Below are 23,272 nucleotides of genomic sequence, written 5' to 3'. Positions count from 1 at the left end.
TTGTCCTAGCCTGTAGCTTTGCTTGCCCCGGTCGTCATTGTTGGGGGCCTTCGAATTCTTCGGGAATCTCGCCGAGTAGCGGCCATTTGTGGTCCAGCGTGTGCGGAATATGGATCGGGTGAGGACCCGTGGCAGGTGAGTTCGGGGGCAGCCCGCCGAAACCTGGCATTGCCCCTCCGCCTTCTGTCACACCGGCCGAAGGTTTAGGCGGCGGTGGCGCTTCGATCGGGCCACGCACCGGCGGTTGCGGGGTCACTGCAGGTTCGCCAGCCGCGGGTGTCCCTCCTAGCCGCGGCGCACCGGGCGCAGGTATTTCCGGGACACCCCCTCGGGGGTTGACGTGAACCTTCGTGTAGCCACCTTGATCGGGGATGTTGATGTCCAATGCGGGTTTTCCGTTGGACTCGGCTGTCCAGCGCTGCCCTATCGTCGTTCCGTCGGGTAGCCGGTACTGAATCCCCTTGCTGGGGTCGCCGCCGTACCCATTCGGAATTTCGGCCCCATGTTGTTTGGCCCACTTCCACAGGTTCTGAAGATCTTCCACTGACCGCACTTCTTTGACGAACGGTTGGTTGCCGACGGGCAGTCGGTCAAGTACCCCTCGAATGTCACCACCACTAGGGCCGCCGCTAGACCCGCCGTTCGATTGCCCGTCGCCACCATCTTGTTTCCAAGTGTGGTCGACAGCTTGGACATGACCGTTGCGCGCCGGTAAAGAGCCGACATTCGCCGGCCTTGGCGGGAAGGTATCGCGGATTCCGGCCATGCCGGCGGTGACCTTGCCGGCGACTTGCTGATCCAGGCCGACCAGTTGTGCGGCGCGTTGACGGATGTCGCCGGCATAGGCTTGTGCTTGGGCTTGCCGGGCTGCCCGCTGCGCCGTCGATCCGCCGGTCATGTGGTCGGTGACCGAAAAGTCTTCGCCCACTTCGAATCCCGCCGAGAGTGCGTCTTTGACGGCGTGGCGGAGTCGGGAGCGGGCGGCATACAGATCCGAGGCCCCGTTGCGAGCGATTCGGGCTGCGGCCTGTAGCTGATCGACTGCTGCGCTGGTGGCTTGCAGGTCGGCATGCGTCGCATTACGCAGCGCATCGGCGGCTTCGCCGCGCCAGTCGACCGACGCGGCATCTCGCCAGACCTGGTGGGCGACTCCGTAGTTACGCTCGCCCACGATCTCCCAGTGTGCAGCCGCCTCGGTGAGATGCTCCGTCGGCCACGCTAATAGCGTCGACAGGTCGGGAACCCCTGCAACCGCTGCCATCGCTACACGCTGATAACCGACTGACCTACCGCAGCAAGGTCGGGGGCCGACTCAGCTTCATTGGCCGCATAGCCCGTAACGGCTTGGCCCACTCCGGCGACCCTCGCACGCACCTGTCCCGCCAGCCCCGCGCTGAAAGCGACGACATCAGCTGTCAGGCGTATCTGGTTGTGGCGCTTGAGAATCGGACCGCCGAGCGGCTGGACGAGGATGTCGAGACGACGGGTGAGCTGCTCGCCGAGCTAGGCGCGGTGGATGCGTACGTGCTCGAGGGCGGGTCGGCGCGCAAGCTCATCGAGGCGCGCGAGAAGGCGTTCTGGACACTCAAGGCACTCAACGCCGACGACCTCATCGACGCCGTCGTGCCGCGCGGCGCCATGCCGAAATTCCTCTCCGGCGCACGAGGGCTGGCGGCGGCGGCCGGCGCTGCCGCGGCGGGCTGCGGGCATGCCGGGGACGGCAACGTGCATCTGGCCATCTTCTGCCCCGACCCGGCGATCCGCAAGCAACTGCTGACCGACATCTTCGCGCTGGCAATGGAATTGGGCGGCGCGATCTCCGGCGAGCACGGCCTGGGCCGCGCCAAAGCCCCGTACTTCGTCGAACTCGAGGACCCGGTCAAGGTCGACCTGATGCGCCGCATCAAGGCGAGCTTCGACCCGGCCGGCATCCTCAATCCGGACGTCGCATTCGCGTCGGATGGCAAGTGATCAACGCGCCGTTGCCAATTGGCTCACGATATCGAGCCGGAGGAACTCCGGCGCCTTGATCACCCTGCGCAGCATGAAGCGGATGAACGCCGGCATGTCGGTCGCGCTTTCGTCGCGGAACACGACGGGCGCGCCGAGCTGGTAGCGCCGTCGCCGCGTCTGCAGTTCACAACCGCCCGCGGCGAGAACGTTGCGCACCCAATCCGTTTCGGGACCGTACGTCAGCGCGATCACAAATCCGTTGTGACGCCGAAAGACCCACAGCGGGGTGCGAAACGTGCGCCCCGATTTGCGCCCGCGGTGGACGACCACTCCCCATCCCGGCGCCCACGGGGCGATGAACTTGGTGAATCGATTGAGGCCGATCTTGTTGGCCCGGGCAACCCATCGCGGTGCTGGCATCTCCTTAACTCCTCACATGGAGAATTTATACGTCTAGGCTAAAGCGCCATCCTCCGGAAGTCAACGACTGTAGAATTTCTGGACTGTGCCCCCCATTGGACGACGCCCGGGCAACCCCGACACCCGCAACGACATCGTGGCGACTGCTCGACGGCTGTTCGCCGATTCGGGATACGACAAGACCTCGGTCCGCGACATCGCCGCCGGTGCCGGCGTCGACCCGGCGCTGATCCGGCACTATTTCGGCAGCAAGGCCGAGCTGTTCCGGTCCACCATGGGGTGGCCGTTCGACCCGGCTGAGATCAGCGAGCGCATCGCCCGCGGCGATCGCAAGGACATCGGCGAGCGCCTGACGCAGGTGTTCTTCGCGGCCTGGGAGCAGCCAGACTCCCGCGCTTCCCTACTGGCGATCCTGCGGGGTGCCGCCACCCACGAGGAGTCGGCCGCCCTGGTGCGCCAGTTCATTCAGGGTCAGCTGTACCCGCAGCTGGCCAAGCTGCTGGAGGGGTCGGACGCCGAGCTGAGTGTCGATCTGGCCATGGCCCAACTGCTGGGCATCGCCTACTTGCGCCATGTCCTCGAGGTCGAACCGATCGCGTCCGCTCCGGTGGACGAACTGATTGCGCGGGTGACGCCAGTCGTCACCGCCCACCTCACCTCGGGGCACTAGACGACCTCGGCCGCGTCTTGATCCCATGGCGCCTGTGTCTCCGCGGGCCACGCCCGAACGCGAAACCCTCAGCTAGGCAACGGCTCCCGGCCGATCGCCGGCGTCACGGACGCGTCCACGTCGGTTTCTTCGTGGTCGGCGAGCCAGCGTTCGGCGTCGATGGCCGCCGAGCAGCCGCTGCCCGCGGCGGTGATGGCTTGCCGGTAGGTGCGATCCACCAGGTCCCCGGCGGCGAACACCCCCTCGATCGAGGTACTCGTGGTCCGACCCTGCACCAGCACATACCCGTCGGGATCGGTCTGGACAACATCGCGCACCAACTCCGAACGCGGATCATGCCCGATGGCCACGAACACCCCGCTCACCGGCAACGTCGACACCACACCGCTGCGCGTGTCACGCACCCGCAAACCCGTCACCGTGGACTCACCCTCGACCGCCTCGACCGCCGCATTGGTCACGAAGGCGATCTTGTCGTTGGCCCTGGCCCGCTCCAGCATGATCCGCGAGGCACGAAACTCCTGGCGCCGATGCACCACCGTCACACTGCGGGCAAACCGGGTCAAAAACGTCGCCTCCTCCATCGCCGAGTCCCCACCCCCGATCACCGCAATGTCTTGATCCTTGAAAAAGAACCCATCACAGGTCGCACACGAGGACACACCCCGACCCAACAACTCCTGCTCACCAGGCACCCCCAAATACCGGGCCGCAGCACCCATGGCCAAAATCACCGCCCGCGCCCGCACCGTCTCACCCTCGGCCGTGGTCACCGACTTCACCGGCCCCGCCAACGACACCGACTCGACGTCTTCCATCCGCAGATCCGCCCCAAAACGCAACGCCTGCTCACGCATCTGATCCATCAACTCCGGACCCGTGATCCCATCCCGAAACCCCGGGAAATTCTCCACCTCAGTCGTCGTCATCAACGCCCCACCAAACGACGTCCCCTCAAACACCACCGGCGCCAACTGCGCCCGCGCCGCATACAACGCCGCGGTATACCCAGCAGGACCCGAACCAATAACGACCACATCGTGGACATCGGAAGCGCTCATAAGCGGCCACACTACTGCGAATCCGCGAAGCGCCGGGCCCAATCCCTCTGGCCGCCAAGGCATAGACGTGAAGCAGCGCACACAACGCGCGGTTGTGCCTTCACAACACATGACCTCTACTGACGCCGCCCTAACTGGTGCACCATGGAAATCGCGACCCGTGGATCCAACGACGAACTCCGCGGGTGCCTACAGACCCAACATCATCGCGATGCCGCGGCCCGACAGCCCGCCCTGGGGCCGCAAACCGCTCACAATGCGCCGCCGCGAGGAACGAGAACGCCATGACCACCGCACGTCCCGTCAAGACCCGCAACGACGGTCAGTGGGCGCTGGGCGATCGCGAGCCGCTCAACCACGCCGAGCAGTTCAAAAGCGACGACGCGCCGCTGAACGTGCGCGACCGGATCATCAACATCTACGCCAAAGAGGGCTTCGACAGCATCGCCAAGGACGACCTGCGCGGCCGGTTCCGCTGGATGGGGCTTTATACCCAGCGCGAGCAGGGCTACGACGGCAGCTGGACCGGTGACGAGAACACCGACAAGATCGAAGCCAAGTACTTCATGATGCGGGTCCGCTCCGACGGCAAGGCGATGACCGCGCACACGATGCGCATCCTGGGCCAGATCTCCACCGAATTCGCCCGCGACACCGCCGACATCAGCGACCGGGAGAACCTGCAGCTGCACTGGGTCCGCATCGAGGACGTCCCCGAGATCTGGCGCCGGCTCGAATCGGTGGGCCTGCAGACCACCGAGGCCTGCGGTGACTGCCCCCGTGGCATCCACGGGTCGCCGCTGGCCGGCGATTCGCTCGACGAGATCCTCGACCCCTCGCCCGCCATCGACGAGATCGTCCGGCGCTCGTTGAACAACCCCGAGTACGCCAACTTGCCGCGCAAGTACAAGACCGCGGTCTCCGGCTTGCAGGACGTCTCCCACGAAACCCACGACATCGCGTTCGTCGGCGTCAACCATCCCGATCACGGCCCCGGCCTGGACCTGTGGGTGGGCGGAGGCCTGTCGACCAATCCGATGCTGGCCCAGCGCCTCGGCGTGTGGGTGCCTCTGGACGAGGTCGCCGACGTCTGGGAGGGCGTCACCCAATTGTTCCGCGATTACGGCTACCGGCGGCTGCGCGCCAAGGCCCGGCTGAAGTTCCTGGTCAAGGACTGGGGCGTGGAGAAATTCCGTGAAGTTCTCGAACAGGAATACCTCAACCGTCGCCTGATCGATGGACCGGCGCCCGCGCCGGTCAAGCACACCATCGACCACGTCGGGGTGCAGCGGATCAAGAACGGGCTCAACGCCGTCGGCGTCGCGCCGATCGTCGGTCGGGTGACGGGTAGCACCCTGTCGGCGGTCGCCGATCTGATGGAGAAGGCCGGCTCGGACCGGGCGCGGTGGACCCCCTTCCAGAAGCTGGTCATCCTCGACGTCGCCGACGACAAGGTCGACGAACTCGTCGCGGGCCTGGACGCGCTGGGCCTGCCGTCACGGCCGTCCTCGTGGCGCAAGAACACCATGGCGTGCACCGGGATCGAGTACTGCAAGCTGTCGTTCGCCGAAACCCGGGTGCGGGCACAGACTCTGGTGCCCGAGCTGGAGCAGCGACTGGCCGACGTCGACTCCAGGCTCAACCTGCCGATCAGCGTGCACCTCAACGGATGCCCCAACTCGTGCGCCCGAATCCAGGTGGCCGACATCGGTTTCAAGGGCCAGTGGATCGACGACGGCGACGGCAATTCGGTCGAGGGCTTCCAGGTGCACCTCGGCGGCGGCCTGGGCGAGCAGAGCGGCTTCGGCCGGAAACTGCGCCAGCACAAGGTCACCAGCGCCGAACTGGGCGACTACATCGACCGGGTGACGCGCAAGTACCTCGACGGCCGCCAGGAAGACGAGACGTTCGCCTCCTGGGCGCTGCGCGCCGACGAGGACGAATTGCGCTGAGGCCCAGATGAATACGCTCGTACTCACCGCCCACGGCAGCCGCGATCCCCGATCGGGCGCCAATGCCGAAGCCGTGGCCGACCGGCTCTCGCGGATGCGGCCGGATCTCGATGTGCGGCTGGCGTTCCTCGAGCTGAACACCCCGAACTTCGTCGACGTGCTCGCCGGGCTGCCGGACAGCCGCCGCGCGGTGGTCGCCCCGTTCCTGCTGGCTAGCGCCTATCACGCGCGCCTGGACATTCCCCAACAGATCGCCGATGCCGGGGCGCACGGCATCCGGCAGGCCGACGTGCTCGGCGAGGACGATCGGCTGGTGTCGGTGCTGCGCGAACGCCTGGCCGAGGTCGAGGTCTCCCCACTCGATGACGATCTGGGCGTCATGGTCGTCGCGATCGGCTCGTCGAACCGCGCCGCCAATGCGCGCACCGCGAAGGTGGCGGCCAGGCTGGCCGCCGGAACCCACTGGGCCGCGGCCACAACCGCATTCGCCACGCGGCCCGAGGCATCGGTGGCCCGCGCCGCCGACCAGTTGCGCCGCCGCGGTGCGCGCCGGCTGGTCATCGCGCCGTGGTTCCTGGCACCGGGCTTCATCACCGATGGGGTATCAAAGTTCGCCCGCGACAACGCCATTCCGATGGCGGCACCGCTGGGGGCCCACCGACTGGTGGCCGAGACCGTGCTGGACCGCTACGACGAGGCGCTGGCCGACGACGCCGCGGCCTAACCCTTCAAAGCCGCAGTGCGGCTGGTGATGTGGCTGAGCAGGTCGCGGATTGCGCCGGGCGGCGGCGTCCGTCCGCCGATCCAGATCGCCCGAAACTTGCGCCGCAGATCCAACTTCGGGATGTTGACCGCGTAGAGCCGGCCGTCGGCCAGGTCGTCGGCCACCGCCAGCCGGCTCATGGTGGCCGGGCCCGCGTCGGCCAGCACGGCGGCGCGCATGGCCGCCGCGGAGGTCAGCTCCAGCACGGGGGTGGCCTGCTGCATGTCCTCACCCAGAACTTTGCGCAATGCCGCCGTCAGCGAATCGCGGATGCCCGAATGGGGTTCGCGCGCCACCAACGGCGTCTGCGCGAGTTCGCGTGCGGTCACCACCCGCGACCGTCGCGCCCACTTGTGGTTGGGCGGCACCACGATCACCAGCTCGTCCTCCCCCACCACGCAACTGCCCAAACCCTTTGGTGTGCCTGGGTTTTCGACGAATCCGAGATCGGCGGTGCCGTCGCGAACCGACGCGATGGCGTGGTCGCTGTTGGTGGCGGTCAGGATCACCTGAGGCGCCGTGTCGCCGCGGCGCGCCGCCTCGGTCTGCAGGGACAGCAGCCAGTGCGGCATGAGTTGTTCGGAGATGGTCTGGCTGGCCGCCACCCGGATGCGTTCGCGCCCCTCCTTGCGCAGCGAACCCAGCCCCGCGTCGACCTCGTTGGCCACTTCGAGCAGGCGGGTCGCCCAATCCGCGACGATCGCGCCGGCCGGCGTCAGTTGCGAGCCGCGCGTCGTGCGCACGGCCAGCGTGACGCCGATCTGGGCCTCCATGGTGGCGAGCCGGCGGGAGATGGCCTGCTGGGTCAGCCCGAGTTCGCGTGCGGCCCGGCCGAGGCTGCCGGTCTCGGCGATCGCCAGAAACGCCTCGAACGAGGCGAGGTCGGGCAGCCGGGGGCTGAGGGGCATGGGCGGCAGCTCACAATCAAATCGTGTGACACAACTATAGCTTGTGACACCACAACGCCACACCTCTACTCACGCACGGCCCGAGCCGCAACGATGGGATGCATGAGCCCCGCCGCCCGCCAGGTTCAGACCCCGCAGCCTGGGTCCCGCTCTTTTGCGGGCCGCCGATCGCTTCAACCAAGAGGCCGGTAGCCCGCGCGGGCGCCATCGCGCTAAATTAGCCAGCCTGGCCGTGTTTTGACGGCTCGCACCCGGCTGACCCGCTCGCCAGAAGGAAGGACAACAACCGTGGCCTACGTGATCGCCGAACCCTGTGTGGACATCAAAGACAAGGCGTGCATCGAGGAGTGCCCCGTCGACTGCATCTACGAGGGCGCGCGGATGCTCTACATCCACCCCGACGAGTGCGTCGACTGCGGTGCCTGCGAGCCGGTGTGCCCGGTCGAGTCCATCTTCTACGAAGACGACCTGCCCGACGAGCACAGCCAATACCTGCAGATCAACGCCGATTTCTTCACCGAGCTCGGCTCGCCCGGCGGCGCGGCGAAGGTCGGGCTGACCGAGAACGACCCCGCCCCGGTCAAGGAGCTGGAGAGCAGAGCCGAGGCGTCGTAGCCGTAGCTAGTCCCAGCCGGAGAGGCCGAACGTATCGCTCGGTCGCCGCCCCGAAAGCTTCTGCACCACCCACTGGTTCATCGAGACCTGCTGTTCGGCGGCTTCGATGGCGAGCCGGCTGTGCAGTTCCGGGGAGGTCCTGACGACGATCGTGCCGCTGTAACGGCGGTCGGCCATCGGGGTCGGGACTGTCTCGCCGGTCGACAACATGATTTCGACGTGCCGGTCGACGGCCGTCTCGATTTCGCCGATGGCCTCTTGCGCGGTCGGCGCTTCGCGCCGCATGAACGGCAGTTCGAGGCAGGAGCCGACGTATTGGCCGTGGTACGGCGACCACGCGATGCGGTAGGTGTAGTGGTTCACGCCGGGTTGGTAGCACGGGCGCTAGCGGTTTTGCGAGTCACGTATCCCCAGCGGAGAGGCGGCGGGACCCGGTTGGAGAGGCGACGGCGGGGCATGGGTGGAGGCGGCGGCGGGCGGCCCTCTCCAAAGCCACAAAGCCCGTCCCGAATCAGCTAGCACATCCGCTAGCGAATCCGAGAGTCATGTACTCGTAAGGTGAGGCAATGCGGAGAGCGAGAATCAGCCACGTCATCCGGCAAATCGGGTCGGCCGCCGTCACCACCGTGACCGCCGCATCCACCCTCAACGCCTACCGGCCCCTGGCGCGCGGCGGATTCCCGTCGCTGTACTCCTGGATGTTCGGCCTCGTCGTCACCGAGTTACCGCTGCAGACCCTGCTGAGCCAACTCGCGGGCCTGGCGCTGACCGGTCGTCGCCTGAACCGGCCGCTGCGCATCGTCGCCTGGGTCGTCGCCGGCCTCTCGGCCCTCGGCCTGCTGAACCTCAGCCGCGCGGGCCATCGGGCCAACGTCCCGCTGACCGAGGCGTTGGACAGCGGGCTGGGGCCCGATCGGCTCACCGAGTCGAAAGGCCTGTGGCGCCGGCCCGCCGGCGGCGGCACCGCCAAGACGCCGGGACTGGTCAGGATGTTGCGGATCTACCGCGACTACGCCCATGACTCCGACATCAGCTACGGCGAATACGGCAGCGCCAACCACCTCGACATCTGGCGACGCCCCGACCTCGACCCGGCCGGCAAGGCTCCGGTGCTCTTCCAGATCCCGGGCGGCGCCTGGACGACGGGAAACAAACGCGGACAAGCACATCCGTTGATGAGCCACCTCGCCGAGCTGGGCTGGGTCTGCGTGGCGATCAACTACCGGCACAGCCCGCGCAACACCTGGCCCGATCACATCGTCGACGTCAAGCGCGCCCTCGCCTGGGTCAAAGAGCACATCGCCGAATACGGCGGCGACCCGGACTTCGTCGTCATCACCGGCGGATCGGCCGGCGGTCACCTGTCGGCGCTGGCCGCGCTGACGCCGAATGACCCGCAGTTCCAGCCGGGGTTCGAAGACGCCGACACCCGCGTGCAGGCGGCGGTGCCGTTCTACGGCATCTACGACTTCACCCGGTTAGACAAGACGCTGCATCCGATGATGCCGGGGCTGCTGATCAAGTCGATCATCAAGCAGAAGCCGTCGACGCACCTGCAGACGTTCGAGGCCGCGTCGCCGGTCAACCACGTCAACCCCGACGCTCCCCCGTTCTTCGTCCTGCACGGCCGCAACGATTCGCTGGCCTACGTCGAGCAGGCCCGCGCGTTCGTCGAGCAACTGCGCAAGTCCAGCACGCAACCGGTGGTCTACGCCGAATTGCCATTCACCCAACACGCTTTCGACGTCTTCGGCTCGGTCCGCGCCGCGCACACCGCGGTGGCCGTCGAGCAATTCCTCACCGAGATCTACGCGGCGCACCTTGGGGCCGATGTGCTTGCGGCGCCGGAGGTTTCGTAGCCGCTACGCCTTGGGGCGCACGCCCGCCGCCCGGTACACGAACACCGGGTCCACCGGAACCCGCAGCGTGGTCGTCGGCAGGGCGTGCAGCACCTCGTCGGGGATCTTCGTCTTGTAGTTGAGCCTCATCGAGCCGCTGAAGGCCGTGTCGACTCCGTGCAGGTCGATCTCGAGCCCAAGGCCCTTGTTGGTGACGGCGGCCCGCGCCGGCCCCGTGTCGCTGTCCCAGGGACAGTCGATGGAGCGCAGGTTCGCGTCGCCGCGGGCGGGAAAGGTGGCGACGATGCGGGCCGCGCTGAACGCGAACCCGCCCGAGTAGCGGGAGACCCCGGAGGCCGAATACACGCCGGGCACATGGCCACTGAAGTGCCGGACCACCCCGACCCGCCCGGCGCTGAAGATGATCCCCTCGGCTTCGAGTTCCTCGCGCAGCGCGGCGGGCAGCTGGCCGATTTGGGTCAGATTGCGAAGAAATCCGAACACGACCAGACCGTAGCCCGACGACAGCGAGGCCCGCAGCCTTATTGCACGGTCACGGTCAGCGTGTAGGTGCACGCGGGTTTGGCGTCCTTGCCCACGAAGCTCGTGTAGGCCGTGCGCACGGTGGTGGTCCCCGGTTTCAGCGCGGTGAACGTCCACACCTCGGTGCCCGGCGCCCCCAGGGCGTCCGAGGCCGGCTGCTCGAACTCGTGACTGAGCTGCTTGATGATCGACGAGTCGCCGATCTTGGTGTCGGGGTTCCACCGGTAGGGCGTCGTGTAGTTCGAACCCAGCTGCACGACCAGGGTATTGCCGACGGCGAGGGTGACGGTCTGGCTGATCTCGCTCTGCGTCAGCACGTCGGCCATGGGGACCTGGAGCGTTTTGGTCGACGGCGGATTCCTGGACGCGAAGTGGCACCCGACCAGCGTCGACAACATGAGCACGGCGACTGTTACCAGCAGCCTGACCTTCACCAGATCCCCTTTCGGTGTCGCTCCGGAGCCTAATAGGTCTGATCCAGACCGAAGATAGGCGACGAGGACGTCGTGTGTGGCGTCCGGCAGGATGGGCTGGTGTTTGGCCTCGAACTGATCGTTGCCCTGGTCTCCGCCGTCATCGTCGGCACGGTCGTCGGCCGCCGCTACCGGGTGGGACCCCCGGTCCTGCTGATCTTGATGGGCGTGCTGCTCGGCCTGGTTCCCCACTTGGGCCAGATCCACGTGAACGGCGAAGTGGTGTTGCTGCTCTTCCTTCCCGCGATCCTCTATTGGGAAGGCCTGAACACCAGCTTCCGCGAGATCCGGGCCAACGCGCGCATCATCGTCTTTCTCAGCGTCGTCCTGGTGATCGCCACCGCGGTCGCGGTGTCGTGGACGGCGCGGGCGCTGGGCATGAATCCGCACGCGGCCGGCGTCCTGGGCGCCGTGCTGTCCCCCACCGACGCGGCCGCGGTGGCCGGTCTGGCCAAGAAGCTGCCGCGCCGGTCGCTGACCGTGCTCAAGGCCGAGAGTCTGATCAACGACGGCACCGCCCTGGTGTTGTTCGCCGTCAGCGTCAACGTCGCGATCGGTGGGTCGGCGATCAGCCCGCCCGAGGTGACTGCCCGGTTCATCGGCTCCTACCTCGGGGGCATCGCAGCCGGATTGCTGGTCGGTGGCGCGGTGACGCTGTTGCGCAAGCGAATCGACGCGCCCCAGGAGGAAGGGGCCTTGAGCCTGGTGACGCCCTTCGCGGCCTTCCTGCTGGCTCAATCGATGGACTGCAGCGGAGTGGTCGCGGTGATGGTTTCGGCCCTGGTCCTGGCCTACGCCGGTCCCGTGGTGATCCGGGCCCGCTCGAGGCTGCAGTCGTCGGCGTTCTGGGACATCGCGACGTTCCTGCTCAACGGCTCGCTCTGGGTGTTCGTCGGCGTCCAGATCCCGGCTGCGCTGCGCGGGATCGCCGGCGTCGACGGCGGCATCCGCCACGCGCTGTTCGTCGCGCTGGTCGTGACCGGCGTCGTGATCGTGTCCCGCATCTTCTGGGGAGAGATCACCACGCTGCTGATCCGCCTCGTCGACCGCCGCGAGGTGCAACGCGAGCGTCGCGTCAACTGGCGCCAGCGGTTCGTCACCGTCTGGGCGGGATTCCGCGGCGCGGTCTCGCTCGCCGCCGCGGTGGCGGTGCCAACGACGACGCTGAGCGGCGCCCCGTTCCCCGACCGCAGCCTGCTGATCTTCATCGTCACCGTCGTCATCCTGGTGACCGTGCTGGTGCAGGGCAGCACGCTGCCCGCCGTGGTCCGGTGGGCGAACATGCCCGAAGACGCCACCCACGCCCAGGAACTGCAACTGGCTCGTTGCCGCGGATCCCAGGCCGCCCTCGCCGCCCTGCCCGCGGTCGCCGACGAGGTCGGCATCAGCGACGAGCTGAGGCGGCGCCTGCAGAAGGAATACGAGGAGAAGGCCGCGCTGGTCCTGGCCACCGAGGACGGTTCGCCGGACACCCGCATCCTCAAGGGCCGCGAGAAGGTCCGCCGGGTGCGGCTAGGGGTGCTCGAACACAAGCGCCGCGAGATCACCGCGCTGCGCAACCAGAACCTCATCGACGACATCGTGCTGCGCGAGTTGCAAAACGAGATGGATCTCGAAGAGGTGCAGCTTCTCGCCGCCGCGATCGACGACGGCGACGAGGAGGAATAAGGCCCGTCGGTGGCCGACCGTACAGTCGGCCCCATGCTGCACACCGTCGCCATCCGCGGCTATCGCTCGCTGCGCGAGGTGATCCTGCCGCTGGGTCGGTTGTCGGTGATCACCGGCGCCAACGGCACCGGCAAGTCGTCGCTGTATCGCGCGCTGCGGCTGCTGGCCGATTGCGGCCGCGGTGAGGTGATCGGGTCGCTGGCCCGCGAGGGCGGCCTGCAATCGGTGCTGTGGGCCGGGCCCGAGCAGCCGGCCGGCGCGCGACGCGCCGGGAAAAGCCAGGGCACCGTGCGCACTCGGCCCGTGTCCCTCGAAATGGGTTTCGCCGCTGACGATTTCGGCTATCTGGTGGATCTGGGCCTGCCGCAGTCTGCCGGGAAGTCGGTGTTCGCCCGCGATCCGGAGATCAAACGCGAAGTGCTGTTCGCCGGCCCGGTGCTGCGGCCCAGCACGACACTGGTGCGACGGTCGCGCGTGTACGCCGAGGCCAGCGCGCAGTCCGGCAGCGGCTTCGACGAGTTGTCCCGAGCCCTGGCGTCGTATCACAGCGTGCTCGCCGAATACGCCCATCCGCACGCGCTTCCCGAGCTGGCGGCCGTGCGAGAACGGTTGCGCGGCTGGCGCTTCTACGACGGCTTCCGCGTCGACGCGGGGGCGCCCGCGCGGCACCCGCAGGTGGGCACCCGCACCCGGGTGCTCTCCGACGACGGCAGCGACCTCGCCGCCGCGATCCAGACGATCCTCGAATCGGGATTCGACGACCTGAGCCGGGCGGTCGCCGAGGCGTTCGACGGCGCCACCGTCTCGGTGGCCATCAATGACGGCCTGTTCGACCTGCAGTTGCGCCAGCGCGGCATGCTGCGCGCGCTGCGCGCCGCCGAGTTATCCGATGGCACACTGCGTTTCCTGCTGTGGGCCGCCGCGCTGTTGAGCCCACAACCGCCGTCGCTGATGGTGCTCAACGAACCGGAAACGTCGTTGCACCCCGACCTGGTGGCCCCGCTGGCCTCGCTGATCCGCACCACGGCGGCGAAGACTCAGGTCGTCGTGGTCACCCACTCCCGCGCGCTGCTGGAATTTCTCGATACGGCTCCGCTGGGCGAGGGCTCCGACGGCGACGCCGTCGAAATCGAGCTGTACAAGGACTGGGGCGAAACACGCATCAGCGGCCAGACCCTGACCAGCACGCCCCGCTGGGATTGGGGCACGCGCTAGTCTCGGCGCCTTCGCCGCATTCGAAACTTGCCCGTTAGGCAATCTTGCCCGCCGGGCAAGTTTGGCGTAGGTTGAGCGCTGTGACCGGACTCCGCGAGCGCAAGAAGGCCGATACCCGGCGCGCGCTCAGTGATGCGGCGTTACAGCTGGCTTTCGAGCGCGGCCTGGAAAACGTGACACGCGAGGACGTCGCCAACATGGCGGGCGTCTCGCTGCGCACGTTCAACAACTACTTCAGCGGGAAGTACGAGGCGCTGGCCTATCGCCAAGCCGAACGCATGCGTCGCAGCGTCGACGCGCTGCGGGAGCGGCCCGCCGACGAACCGCTCTGGACGGCGCTCACCCATGCCTTGCTACAACCCCTGGAGGCCGACTTCGGCGACATGCACGGCGACGAGAACCGCGTCCCCAGCCGACAAGAACTCGTCGAGGTCCGCAAGCTCGTCATGCGCCCCCAGGTGCGGAACTCGGTGCCGCACAATCTCTTCGACGAGTTGCTCCAGGTGATCGCCGAACGCACGGGGACCGACCCCGACCACGACCTGTACCCACGGTTGGTGATGGCCGTGGTGCGCGCGGTCGGCGACGCCGCCGCCGACGCCTACGTGCGCGCCGATCCGCCGGTGGCCATCACCGCACTGATCCGCGAGGGCTTCGCCGCCGTCAGCGCGGGCCTACCCGAACCCACCAGAAAGAAGGCACGCCATGGCTGACGAACACGCCGAGGTCGTCATCGTCGGCGCCGGGCCCAACGGGCTGCTGGCGGCCTGCGAATTGGCGCTGGCCGGCGTCAGGCCGGTCGTGTTAGACGCCCTGCCCGGTCCCAGCGCCGAGCCGAAGGCCAATGGCATTGTCGGACAGATCATTCGGCTGCTCGACATGCGCGGGCTATATCAGGACTTCACCGGTGACGACGCGCCGCCCCGACCGAACCCCGGATGGATTTTCGCGGCGATGGGGCTGAACTTCTCCGAGGTGCCCGACAACCCGATGTATGTGCTGGCCATGCAGCAGCCCCGGCTGGTGCGGCTGCTGGAAAAGCGGGCGCGCGACCTCGGGGTGGACCTGCGCTGGGGCCACGCCCTCGTCGGCCTCGAGCAGAGCGCGGAATCCGTTGCGCTGATGGTTTCTTCGCCCGAGCGCGATTACTCCATCGCCGCCGGCTACGCCGTGGGCGCCGACGGCGGTCGCAGCCTGGTCCGCAAGACCCTGGGCATCGACTTTCCCGGCGTCACCTCGCCGATGATCGCCCGCCTCGCGCATGTGCACGTGCCCGACGAGTTCCACCGGCCCCACAGTTGTATCGAGGTCCCGGGTTTCGGCCTGCTCCCCTTCGGCCACAGCCGCTTTGACCGTGGCGGCATCATCTATGCCGAGTTCGAGCCGGGGCGGTCCCTGCTCGGGACCCTCGAATTCGGCCCGCCGGTGCCCGACGTGCCGATGAGCCTGACCGAGCTGCGCGAAAGCGCGCGCCGCGTTCTGGGTGTGGACATCCCGTTCGAGGCACCGAAAGACGATGGGCCGCACGCCCTTCGCCGAATCAACGGCCAGAACACCCGGCATGCCGAGCGCTACCGCGACGGCCGGGTGCTGCTGCTCGGAGACGCCGCGCACGTGCACAGCCCGCTCGGTGGCCCGGGCTTGAACCTAGGCCTGCAGGACACGATGAACCTGGGCTGGAAGCTGGCGGCCGAGATCAACGGCACTGCGCCGGCGGGACTGCTGGACACCTACCAGTCCGAGCGCTACCCGGTGGGTCAGCGGGTGATGATGCACTCGCTAGCGCAGATCGCCCTCATGGCACCGGGACCCGAAGTCGCCGCGCTGCGGGCGCTGGTGGGTGAGCTGGTCACCTTCCCCGACACCCAGAAGCACATGGCGGCGCTGCTGGCCGGCGCCGACGTCGGGTACGACGTGGGTGACGATCATCGGCTATCGGGGTGGCTCGTGCCCGACCTGACCCTCGACGACGGCCGACGCGTCGCCGAGCTGCTGCGCGATGCGCGCCCGGTGCTGCTCGACCTCGACGGAGCTGTCGCCGACACCGCGCGTGGGTGGGCCGATCGTGTCGACACCGTCAGCGCGAGCATCGCCGAGCTGCCCGCCGCCGCACTGCTGGTCCGCCCGGACGGGTATGTCGCGTGGGCCGCCGACGAATTCGGGGCGGCCGAAGAGGCGGCCCTGACGGCGGCGCTGCAACGCTGGTTCGGGCCGCCGACGAGCAGATAACGCCGCACGCAAGCGAAGTTCACGCAGTGTTCAGGCACGCGTCGGTCCCGCATTGATGAGTGCACACGCGCGCCGCGTGTCCTCACGTTATGCGCGTTGTACAGGTCGCCAATTTCTATGGCCCTCGCTCCGGCGGCCTTCGCACCGCGATCGACCGGCTGGGCGCGGAGTATTGCGCCGGCGGGCATGAAGTCTTTTTGATCGTCCCCGGCCAGCGCGCCGAACGCGCCCAGCTGTACACCGGCGTCGTGCGAATCACCTTGCCCGCCCGCCTGATTCCGTTCACCGGCGGTTACCGCGCGGTGCTGCCGGGCCCGGTCAAGGCGCTCCTGGCGTCGCTGCGGCCCGACGCGGTGGAGGTCTCGGACCGCCTCACGTTGCGGTCGCTGGGCCGTTGGGGCCGCGACTACGGCGCCACCACGGTGATGATCTCTCACGAGCGCCTGGATCGCCTTGTGGGACAGGTCCTTCCGCGCCGCGCCGCACGGCGATTCGCCGACCTCGCCAACGCGCGCACCGCCGCCAACTACGACACCGTGGTGTGCACCACCGGGTTTGCGCGCGAGGAATTCGACCGGATCGGCGCGGATAACACCGTCACGGTGCCGCTCGGCGTGGACTTGCAGACCTTTCATCCGAACCGCCACTCCCATGCGGTGCGTGGGCGCTGGGCCGCGCCGACGCAGATGCTGCTGGTGCATTGCGGGCGGCTGTCGGTGGAAAAGCGCGTCGATCGCAGCATCGACGCGCTGGGCGCGTTATGCCACGCCGGTGTCGATGCGCGGCTGGTGGTGGTGGGCGAGGGTCCGTTGCGGGCCAGGCTGGAGCGCCAGGCCGCCCGGCTGCCGATCGACTTCACCGGTTTCGTCTCCGATCGCAGCACCGTGGCGCAGCTGCTCGCGTCCGCTGACGTGACACTGGCACCGGGGCCGCATGAGACGTTCGGGCTGGCCGCGCTGGAGTCGCTGGCGTGTGGAACGCCCGCCGTGGTCTCCCGGACGTCGGCGCTCACCGAGATCATCACCCCGGACAGCGGGGCGTCGGCCGACAACGACCCCTCCGCCATCGCAAAAGCGGTCAGCGCCATCGCCAGTCGGCCCGAACGCGAGCGACGCATCTGCGCGCGACGCCGCGCCGAGGACTTCACCTGGCACCGCGCCGCGGCCGGCATGCTCGCGTCGCTGGGGGCGCCGTCCTTCGACGACCCGCCCGGCCATTCCGAACAGACCGCCTAGCGTTTCGGAAGTCGGAGACCGCCCACGCCCCCGGGTCCGCCGGCGGTGCTGGCTAGGCTCGCTGGAGACCGAGGAGGAGGATCCGGTGGGAGCACGCTCTCAGGTATTGATCACCGCCGCCGAGTTGGCCGACATCATTTCGGCCGGCGAACCGGTGACCATTCTGGACGTGCGGTGGCGGGTCGACGATCCCGACGGGCGCGGGGCCTACCTGGACGGACACATTCCGGGCGCGGTGTACGTCTCGCTCGACGACGAGCTCAGCGACCACACGGTGTCCGGTCGCGGCCGTCACCCGTTGCCGTCGGGCCGCGCGCTGGAGGCCGCCGCACGCCGGTGGGGAATCCCCCAGGGCGGATCGGTAGTGGTGTATGACGACTGGAACCGCGCCGGTTCCGCACGGGCATGGTGGGTGCTGACCGCGGCCGGGATCGACAATGTCCGCATTCTGGACGGCGGCCTGGGCGCGTGGAGATCGGCCGGGCACGGACTCGAGACCGGTCCGGTCGATCCGGTCCCCGGGAATGTGACTGTGCCGCAGGATGATCTGTATGCGGGACGCCGGTCCACGCTGACGGCCGAGCGAGTCGCCGAGGGCGGCGTGACGCTGCTCGATGCGCGGGCACCGGAACGCTACCGCGGCGACGTGGAACCCCTCGATCCCGTCGCCGGCCACATCCCGGGTGCGAAGAATCTGCCCAGCGGTTCGGTCCTCGCGGCCGATGGCACCTTTCTGGGCGACGATGCACTGGCACAACTGTTGTCCGAGCACGCGATCGAACGTCCCGACCCGGTGGCCGCCTACTGCGGGTCGGGCGTCACCGCGACGGTCACCATCGCCGCGCTGGCCGCGATGGGTCGAGAGGCCGCCTTGTATCCGGGGTCGTGGTCGGAGTGGAGCTCCGATCCCGACCACCCGGTGGGGCGTGGCGGCGCGTAGCCGCCTTGCGTCGCCCGGGGACCATGAGGAGACTTTCCAAAGCGCTGGCACATGCGCTAGCGGATCTGCGAGCTAGAATTCGGCCCGGCATGAATCCGCTTGGGAAGTCCACGCAATGACCGGCCGCCTCGACGGCAAGGTCGCGATCATCACGGGCGCCAGTACCGGCCTGGGCCCGGTGCTGGGCTCGCTGTTCGTCCGTGAAGGCGCCACGGTGTTGTTGGCCGCCCGACGGGAAGAGCTGGTGCACGCGGCCGCCCGCGCGGCCGGTCCCGGCGCCATCGCCATGCGCGCCGACGTGACCGATGAAGATGACGTCGCGGCCATGGTGGCGCGGGCGGTCGACGAGTTCGGTCACGTCGACATTTTGTGCAACAACGCCGCTGCGCCCGGCCAGGACCGCTGGATCTGGGAGCAGACGCTGGACAACTGGAACGCCACCTTCGCCATCGACGTCACCGCCGCGATGCTGTGCACCCGCGAGGTACTCAACCGCTCGATGCTGGCGCGCCGCAGCGGCGCGATCCTGAACTTCTCGTCCACGGTCAGTTACTCCGGGATGGTCCGCAAAACGCACTACGTCACCGCCAAGGCCTCGCTGCGGGCGTTCACCAAGGCCGTGGCGCTCGAGGTCGGCCCGCACGGCATCCGGTGCAATTGCATCGTGCCCGGGGCCATCGACACCGAGCTGTGGCGCAACTGGCTACAACGCACCGCGAACGAACAAGGCGTCGACGTCGAAGACGTTCGCGCGAAGCAACTCAAAGGCGTTGCCCTGCAAGATATCTCCTCGACTGACGATGTCGCAAATCTGGCGTTGTTCCTCGCCAGCGACGAAAGCCGCACCATCACGGGCCAGTCGATCCCCGTCGACGCCGGGGGGTACATGCAGGGATGAGCGGGTCCGTCAAACTGTCGGTCGCCACCCCGGTGGTGACGATGTTTCCAAAGAGCAGCGGCGACTGGGAGAAACACGCCACCATCGAGGACCTGGCCGAGATCGCCGAGGCCGCGGACCAACTCGGCTACCACCACCTCACCTGCAGCGAGCACATCGCGCTGCCCGCGGCCGAGCGGGACCGCCGCGGCACCCGCTACTGGGATCCACTGGCCACCTTCGGTTACCTGGCCGCCCGCACGCGACGAATCCGGTTGGCCACCAACGTGCTGGTGCTCGCCTATCACCATCCGCTCGAGATCGCCAAGCGCTACGGCACCCTGGACCAGATCAGCGGCGGGAGACTGATTCTGGGGGTTGGCGTCGGCAGCCTCAAGGAGGAATTCGATCTGATCGGCGCACCCTTCGACGACCGCGGCCCTCGCGCGGACGACGCCCTGCGGGCGTTGCGCGCGTCTCTGTCGGTCGCCGAACCCGCGTACGACGGCGACTTCTATTCGTTCGGCGGCATGGTCGTCGATCCGTGCGCGGCGCAAGAGCGCGTGCCCCTCTGGATCGGCGGGCGGACGCTTCGATCGCTGCGCCGCGCGGTAACGCTGGCCGACGGTTGGGCCCCGTTCAACGTGACCCTGGCGCAGGCCCGGGACTGGTTGGGACGCTTCGAGATTCGCCCTGGCTTCGAGGTCGTCCTGCCCACCCCCGAACTGCTGGATCCCATCGGCGAGCCGGAGCGGGCCCGCGACCTGCTCGGCGAGACCGCCGCCCACGGCGCGACCATCGTCAGCGCCGCCTTCCGCCACACCTCGTTGCGGCACTACCTGGACAGCCTGCAGGCCCTCGCCGAACTGCACCCGCCCACCGGGGGCTTTGCCTAATGCGGGTCAAGGCAGGCATATTCAGTCTCACCGCCGCGGCACCGGCCGATGACGACGGCAGTTATCTGCGTTGGCACCTGTTGGACCACATGCCCGAGCAATACCAACTGCCGGGCATCGTGCAAGGGTTACGCTGGATCGCCGACGGCGATTACCCCGACCATCGCATCGCGTCCGAGGGACCGCTGGGCGAGATCGGCAACGCGGTGCAGTATCTCGTCACCGACCCCGTCGAGAAGACCTTCGACGACTTCGTCACCCTCGGCCGCGCCCTGCGCGACAACGGCCGCTTTCCGGTCGTCAGGCCGTCACTGCAAGTGGCCGGCCTGCGTCTGCTGCAGTGGCGATCGTCGCCACACGCGCTTGTCTCCCCCGATGTGGTGCCGTTCCGCCCGCACCGCGGCATCCTGCTGATCGTTGAAGAACCCACCGACGGCCGGCCGGACGACTGGCTGCAGTGGTTGCATGCCGAGCACTATCCGGCGCTGCTGGCGACGCCGGGCACGGCCGGCGCGTGGACGTTCGGTTCCAGCGCCGGGTGGAGCCACCTGCCCCGGGGCTGGCGAACCGATCACCAGTACATCACCGTCGTCTACCTCGACGAGGATCCGCTGACCACGACCGAGGCGTTGGCCCCCATCATCGAAGAGCGTTGGCGTTCAACGGCGGTGCGGCCGGTGTTCGCCGGGCCGCTGCGCAGCATGATCAGCTGGGACGCCTGGCCGTAGGCCGCCGCCATCGTTTATGAGGCGCAGCAGGTGCTGTCCGATTGCTCCGTGGGTCCGAACGTGTCGGAATCGGCCTTCACCGTATAGATCTCCCACCGTTCACCGCCCGGACCGCTCACCCACACCTTTTCTTGGGTTGCGAAGCAACACGTAGTGTCGATCTCTTCGTCGGTCAGCAGGCCGGCCTGGGCGAGGCGGCCGCTCTCGGCGTGTACGGCGTCGCTGGACGCGACCTCGACGCCGAGGTGGTTGAGGGTGCCACCCTGGCCGGGGTTTTCCAGCAACACCAATTTCAGCGGCGGCTGGTCGACCACGAAGTTGGCGTAGCCGGGTCTGACCTTCGCGGGCTCGACATCGAAAAGCTTGGTGTAGAACGCGATCGCCTCGTCGATGTTGTCGACGTTCAGGGCGAGTTGAACACGCGGCATGGCTATCTTCCTTTCGCGGTGGGTATTTCGATCGTCATCGTTGTCCCGAGCAGTTCTTCGATGAGCGCACGGACGTGCTCGGCGATGTCATCGCGAATGGCCCGCACGGTCTCTATCGACTGGCCGGCGGGGTCGTGCAGTTGCCAGTCGCGATACGAGACGCCCGGGAAGTAAGGGCAGGAATCGCCGCAGCCCATCGTGATCACGAGGTCACTGCTGTGCACCGCGTCGGCGGTGAGAATTTTCGGGACGTCGGTGAGGTCAATGCCCCACTCGGTCATCACCGCCACCGCGGCCGGATTGATCTGATCGGCGGGCTCCGTTCCGGCGGAGCGGACTTCGATGCGGTCGCCGGTCAAATGACGTAGCAGCGCGGCGGCCATCTGCGAACGACCGGCGTTGTGCACGCAGACGAACAGAACGCTAGGTCTCTGGCCGGCGTCACCAAAGAGCCGCGGCCGCAGGGCCAGCGAGACGTACACGAGCGCGACGAGGATCGGGACTTCGATAAGCGGTCCGACCACACCGGCCAGGGCCTGACCGGACGCTGTGCCGTAGGTGGCGATCGCCACCGCGATCGCCAGTTCGAAGTTGTTGCCGGCGGCGGTGAATGCCAGGGTGGTGGTGCGGGCGTATCCGAGTCGCAGGAGGATTCCCAACCCGTATCCACCGGCCCACATGATGGCGAAGTACACCAGCAACGGCAGCGCGATCCGGGCCACATCCCAAGGCCGGGAGGTGATCTGGTGACCTTGCAGCGCGAAAAGGATGACGATGGTGAACAGCAAACCGTAGAGCGCCCACGGCCCGATCCGGGGCAGAAAACGACTCTCATACCAGTCGCGGCCTCTGGCGCGCTCACCGAGGCGCCGCGACAGGTATCCGGCGAGCAGCGGAATGCCCAGGAAGATGAGCACGGATTTCGCGATCCGCCAGGCGGATACGTCGATGCCGGTCGTGCTCAACCCCAGCCACCCGGGCAGCACCGCCAGGTAGAACCAGCCCAGGGCGGCGAACATGACGACCTGGAAGATCGAATTCAGCGCGACCAGAACCGCGGCGGCTTCCCGGTCCCCGCACGCGAGGTCGTTCCAGATGATGACCATGGCGATGCAGCGCGCCAAACCCACGATGATCAGCCCGGTGCGGTACTCCGGCAGATCCGGCAGCAACAGCCAGGCCAGGGCGAACATCACCGCGGGCCCGATCAGCCAGTTCAGCACCACCGACGCCATCATGAGTTTGCGGTCGCCGGTGACGCCGTCGAGCTGGTCGTAGCGCACCTTGGCCAGCACCGGGTACATCATCACCAGCAGGCCGATCGCGATGGGCAACGAGATGCCGTCGACCTCAACGGCGCTGACCGCCCGCCCCACGCCCGGGACCAACCGGCCGAGCAGTAGCCCCGCGACCATGGCGAGCGCGATCCATCCCGGCAGGAATCGATCCAGCGTCGAAAGCCGCGAGCCCACCGGCGTGTCGATCCTCGTCTCGCTCATGATTCACATTCCGCGACAACGCGTGCGTCGGCACTCAACACCGACGAAAGTTGTTGCAACGCACGGGGAACAACCCAGTAATACACCCACGTGCCGCGGCGTTCGCAGTCCAAGAGGCCCGCCGACCGCAACGTCTTCAAATGGTGGGAGATCGTCGGCTGTGACACGTCGAATGTCTGGGAAATCTCGCAGACGCAGGCCTGGCCGCCGGGGTGGCTGGCGACCAGGCTCAACAGTCGCAGCCGCACCGGATCGCTGAGCGCCTTGAACATCGCCGCCAGCTCAGCGGCTTGCGGCTCGGCCAACGCGGCCGCCCCCAGCGCCGGGCAGCACCCCGTCATCGATTGATTCGACATTGATC

General features: G+C 67.8%; 24 protein-coding genes and 1 pseudogene. 15 read left to right on the top strand and 10 right to left on the bottom strand.

Going from position 1 to position 23,272, the window contains the following annotated elements; all coding sequences use genetic code 11:
• Nucleotides 1-34 precede the first annotated feature (34 nt).
• Entirely contained in the window at nt 35-1,261 is a 1,227-nt protein-coding gene (locus AC5Y5B_RS12540; RefSeq protein ID WP_500005475.1) for a hypothetical protein, read from the bottom strand.
• 140 nt (nt 1,262-1,401) lie between these two features.
• Between AC5Y5B_RS12540 and AC5Y5B_RS12535 the strand changes: the two are divergent.
• Nucleotides 1,402-1,971, top strand: a pseudogene (locus tag AC5Y5B_RS12535) (FAD-linked oxidase C-terminal domain-containing protein); the annotation flags it as partial.
• On the opposite strand, the gene AC5Y5B_RS12530 reads toward AC5Y5B_RS12535, so the two are convergent.
• Nucleotides 1,972-2,373, bottom strand: coding sequence for a nitroreductase family deazaflavin-dependent oxidoreductase (locus AC5Y5B_RS12530; RefSeq protein WP_112635632.1), 402 nt, complete (start codon nt 2,371-2,373; stop codon nt 1,972-1,974).
• Nucleotides 2,374-2,458: 85 nt separating this feature from the next.
• Between AC5Y5B_RS12530 and AC5Y5B_RS12525 the strand changes: the two genes are divergently transcribed.
• Nucleotides 2,459-3,043 (top strand): TetR/AcrR family transcriptional regulator, encoded by a 585-nt coding sequence (locus AC5Y5B_RS12525; protein WP_500005474.1) that lies wholly within the window; start codon nt 2,459-2,461, stop codon nt 3,041-3,043.
• 68 nt (nt 3,044-3,111) lie between these two features.
• On the opposite strand, the gene trxB is transcribed toward AC5Y5B_RS12525, so the two are convergent.
• The gene (gene trxB / locus AC5Y5B_RS12520) at nt 3,112-4,104 is read right to left on the bottom strand and encodes a thioredoxin-disulfide reductase (RefSeq protein WP_500005473.1); all 993 of its coding nucleotides are present in this window, start codon (nt 4,102-4,104) and stop codon (nt 3,112-3,114) included.
• Nucleotides 4,105-4,388: 284 nt separating this feature from the next.
• On the opposite strand from trxB, the gene AC5Y5B_RS12515 reads away from it, so the two are divergent.
• Nucleotides 4,389-6,056, top strand: coding sequence for a nitrite/sulfite reductase (locus tag AC5Y5B_RS12515; RefSeq protein WP_500005472.1), 1,668 nt, complete (start codon nt 4,389-4,391; stop codon nt 6,054-6,056).
• 7 nt (nt 6,057-6,063) lie between these two features.
• On the top strand, nt 6,064-6,780 hold the full coding sequence (locus AC5Y5B_RS12510; protein WP_112633084.1) for a sirohydrochlorin chelatase: 717 nt from the start codon (nt 6,064-6,066) through the stop codon (nt 6,778-6,780).
• On the opposite strand, the gene AC5Y5B_RS12505 is transcribed toward AC5Y5B_RS12510, so the two are convergent.
• Nucleotides 6,777-7,727 (bottom strand): LysR family transcriptional regulator, encoded by a 951-nt coding sequence (locus tag AC5Y5B_RS12505; RefSeq protein ID WP_500005471.1) that lies wholly within the window; start codon nt 7,725-7,727, stop codon nt 6,777-6,779. The genes AC5Y5B_RS12510 and AC5Y5B_RS12505 overlap by 4 nt on opposite strands.
• A gap of 288 nt (nt 7,728-8,015) precedes the next feature.
• Between AC5Y5B_RS12505 and fdxA the strand changes: the two genes are divergently transcribed.
• Nucleotides 8,016-8,342: a ferredoxin gene (gene fdxA, locus AC5Y5B_RS12500; RefSeq protein ID WP_066871453.1), complete on the top strand. Its 327-nt coding sequence runs from the start codon at nt 8,016-8,018 to the stop codon at nt 8,340-8,342.
• Between the two features lie 6 nt (nt 8,343-8,348).
• Here fdxA and AC5Y5B_RS12495 read toward each other — a convergent pair whose 3' ends face one another.
• Nucleotides 8,349-8,705, bottom strand: coding sequence for a type II toxin-antitoxin system HicB family antitoxin (locus AC5Y5B_RS12495; RefSeq protein ID WP_112633086.1), 357 nt, complete (start codon nt 8,703-8,705; stop codon nt 8,349-8,351).
• 203 nt (nt 8,706-8,908) lie between these two features.
• Here AC5Y5B_RS12495 and AC5Y5B_RS12490 point away from each other — a divergent pair, with 203 nt between their 5' ends.
• Nucleotides 8,909-10,201, top strand: coding sequence for an alpha/beta hydrolase fold domain-containing protein (locus AC5Y5B_RS12490; protein ID WP_500005470.1), 1,293 nt, complete (start codon nt 8,909-8,911; stop codon nt 10,199-10,201).
• 3 nt (nt 10,202-10,204) lie between these two features.
• Here the strand turns inward: AC5Y5B_RS12490 and AC5Y5B_RS12485 are convergent, their stop codons facing one another.
• Nucleotides 10,205-10,684: a hypothetical protein gene (locus AC5Y5B_RS12485; RefSeq protein ID WP_500005469.1), complete on the bottom strand. Its 480-nt coding sequence runs from the start codon at nt 10,682-10,684 to the stop codon at nt 10,205-10,207.
• Between the two features lie 38 nt (nt 10,685-10,722).
• Nucleotides 10,723-11,157, bottom strand: coding sequence for a protease inhibitor I42 family protein (locus AC5Y5B_RS12480; protein ID WP_112633089.1), 435 nt, complete (start codon nt 11,155-11,157; stop codon nt 10,723-10,725).
• Nucleotides 11,158-11,256: 99 nt separating this feature from the next.
• Between AC5Y5B_RS12480 and AC5Y5B_RS12475 the strand changes: the two genes are divergently transcribed.
• From AC5Y5B_RS12475 to AC5Y5B_RS12435, 9 genes are all read left to right on the top strand, one after another.
• Entirely contained in the window at nt 11,257-12,864 is a 1,608-nt protein-coding gene (locus tag AC5Y5B_RS12475; RefSeq protein WP_112633145.1) for a Na+/H+ antiporter, read from the top strand.
• 33 nt (nt 12,865-12,897) lie between these two features.
• Nucleotides 12,898-14,079 (top strand): AAA family ATPase, encoded by a 1,182-nt coding sequence (locus tag AC5Y5B_RS12470; protein ID WP_112633090.1) that lies wholly within the window; start codon nt 12,898-12,900, stop codon nt 14,077-14,079.
• A gap of 80 nt (nt 14,080-14,159) precedes the next feature.
• On the top strand, nt 14,160-14,792 hold the full coding sequence (locus AC5Y5B_RS12465) for a TetR/AcrR family transcriptional regulator (protein WP_500005468.1): 633 nt from the start codon (nt 14,160-14,162) through the stop codon (nt 14,790-14,792).
• A complete protein-coding gene (locus tag AC5Y5B_RS12460) occupies nt 14,785-16,308 on the top strand; it encodes an FAD-dependent monooxygenase (protein WP_500005467.1) in 1,524 nt (507 codons plus the stop codon). Before AC5Y5B_RS12465 ends, AC5Y5B_RS12460 begins: the two co-directional genes overlap by 8 nt.
• 89 nt (nt 16,309-16,397) lie before the next feature.
• Entirely contained in the window at nt 16,398-17,543 is a 1,146-nt protein-coding gene (locus tag AC5Y5B_RS12455) for a glycosyltransferase (RefSeq protein WP_500005466.1), read from the top strand.
• Between the two features lie 85 nt (nt 17,544-17,628).
• Nucleotides 17,629-18,483: a sulfurtransferase gene (locus tag AC5Y5B_RS12450; protein ID WP_500005465.1), complete on the top strand. Its 855-nt coding sequence runs from the start codon at nt 17,629-17,631 to the stop codon at nt 18,481-18,483.
• A 115-nt stretch (nt 18,484-18,598) separates the two neighbouring features.
• Nucleotides 18,599-19,381: an SDR family NAD(P)-dependent oxidoreductase gene (locus AC5Y5B_RS12445; RefSeq protein WP_500005464.1), complete on the top strand. Its 783-nt coding sequence runs from the start codon at nt 18,599-18,601 to the stop codon at nt 19,379-19,381.
• Nucleotides 19,378-20,256 (top strand): TIGR03619 family F420-dependent LLM class oxidoreductase, encoded by an 879-nt coding sequence (locus AC5Y5B_RS12440; protein ID WP_112633096.1) that lies wholly within the window; start codon nt 19,378-19,380, stop codon nt 20,254-20,256. Before AC5Y5B_RS12445 ends, AC5Y5B_RS12440 begins: the two co-directional genes overlap by 4 nt.
• On the top strand, nt 20,256-20,984 hold the full coding sequence (locus tag AC5Y5B_RS12435; protein WP_112633097.1) for a hypothetical protein: 729 nt from the start codon (nt 20,256-20,258) through the stop codon (nt 20,982-20,984). Before AC5Y5B_RS12440 ends, AC5Y5B_RS12435 begins: the two co-directional genes overlap by 1 nt.
• Nucleotides 20,985-20,998: 14 nt before the next feature.
• Here the strand turns inward: AC5Y5B_RS12435 and AC5Y5B_RS12430 are convergent, their stop codons facing one another.
• The 3 genes from AC5Y5B_RS12430 to AC5Y5B_RS12420 are packed head-to-tail and all read right to left on the bottom strand — an operon-like array spanning nt 20,999 to nt 23,267.
• Nucleotides 20,999-21,412 (bottom strand): ArsI/CadI family heavy metal resistance metalloenzyme, encoded by a 414-nt coding sequence (locus AC5Y5B_RS12430; RefSeq protein ID WP_112633098.1) that lies wholly within the window; start codon nt 21,410-21,412, stop codon nt 20,999-21,001.
• 2 nt (nt 21,413-21,414) lie between these two features.
• Nucleotides 21,415-22,911: an ACR3 family arsenite efflux transporter gene (gene arsB / locus AC5Y5B_RS12425; RefSeq protein ID WP_500005463.1), complete on the bottom strand. Its 1,497-nt coding sequence runs from the start codon at nt 22,909-22,911 to the stop codon at nt 21,415-21,417.
• Nucleotides 22,908-23,267 carry an ArsR/SmtB family transcription factor gene (locus tag AC5Y5B_RS12420; protein ID WP_500005462.1) on the bottom strand — a complete coding sequence of 120 codons (360 nt, stop codon included), beginning with the start codon at nt 23,265-23,267 and terminating at the stop codon, nt 22,908-22,910. Before AC5Y5B_RS12420 ends, arsB begins: the two co-directional genes overlap by 4 nt.
• Nucleotides 23,268-23,272 lie beyond the last annotated feature (5 nt).

The organism is Mycobacterium sp. NGS33 (genome assembly GCF_059812885.1).
Note: the sequence above shows the minus strand (reverse complement) of the source record. Positions and strands in the feature narration are given on the sequence as shown.

Coding starts and splice junctions, on each gene's coding strand:
- AC5Y5B_RS12540 (WP_500005475.1), bottom strand. CDS start 1,261: ATGGCAGCGGTTGCAGGGGTTCCCGACCTGTCGACGCTATTAGCGTGG.
- AC5Y5B_RS12530 (WP_112635632.1), bottom strand. CDS start 2,373: ATGCCAGCACCGCGATGGGTTGCCCGGGCCAACAAGATCGGCCTCAAT.
- trxB (WP_500005473.1), bottom strand. CDS start 4,104: ATGAGCGCTTCCGATGTCCACGATGTGGTCGTTATTGGTTCGGGTCCT.
- AC5Y5B_RS12515 (WP_500005472.1), top strand. CDS start 4,389: ATGACCACCGCACGTCCCGTCAAGACCCGCAACGACGGTCAGTGGGCG.
- AC5Y5B_RS12510 (WP_112633084.1), top strand. CDS start 6,064: ATGAATACGCTCGTACTCACCGCCCACGGCAGCCGCGATCCCCGATCG.
- AC5Y5B_RS12505 (WP_500005471.1), bottom strand. CDS start 7,727: ATGCCCCTCAGCCCCCGGCTGCCCGACCTCGCCTCGTTCGAGGCGTTT.
- AC5Y5B_RS12490 (WP_500005470.1), top strand. CDS start 8,909: ATGCGGAGAGCGAGAATCAGCCACGTCATCCGGCAAATCGGGTCGGCC.
- AC5Y5B_RS12470 (WP_112633090.1), top strand. CDS start 12,898: ATGCTGCACACCGTCGCCATCCGCGGCTATCGCTCGCTGCGCGAGGTG.
- AC5Y5B_RS12460 (WP_500005467.1), top strand. CDS start 14,785: ATGGCTGACGAACACGCCGAGGTCGTCATCGTCGGCGCCGGGCCCAAC.
- AC5Y5B_RS12455 (WP_500005466.1), top strand. CDS start 16,398: ATGCGCGTTGTACAGGTCGCCAATTTCTATGGCCCTCGCTCCGGCGGC.
- AC5Y5B_RS12445 (WP_500005464.1), top strand. CDS start 18,599: ATGACCGGCCGCCTCGACGGCAAGGTCGCGATCATCACGGGCGCCAGT.
- AC5Y5B_RS12440 (WP_112633096.1), top strand. CDS start 19,378: ATGAGCGGGTCCGTCAAACTGTCGGTCGCCACCCCGGTGGTGACGATG.
- AC5Y5B_RS12435 (WP_112633097.1), top strand. CDS start 20,256: ATGCGGGTCAAGGCAGGCATATTCAGTCTCACCGCCGCGGCACCGGCC.
- AC5Y5B_RS12430 (WP_112633098.1), bottom strand. CDS start 21,412: ATGCCGCGTGTTCAACTCGCCCTGAACGTCGACAACATCGACGAGGCG.
- arsB (WP_500005463.1), bottom strand. CDS start 22,911: ATGAGCGAGACGAGGATCGACACGCCGGTGGGCTCGCGGCTTTCGACG.
- AC5Y5B_RS12420 (WP_500005462.1), bottom strand. CDS start 23,267: ATGTCGAATCAATCGATGACGGGGTGCTGCCCGGCGCTGGGGGCGGCC.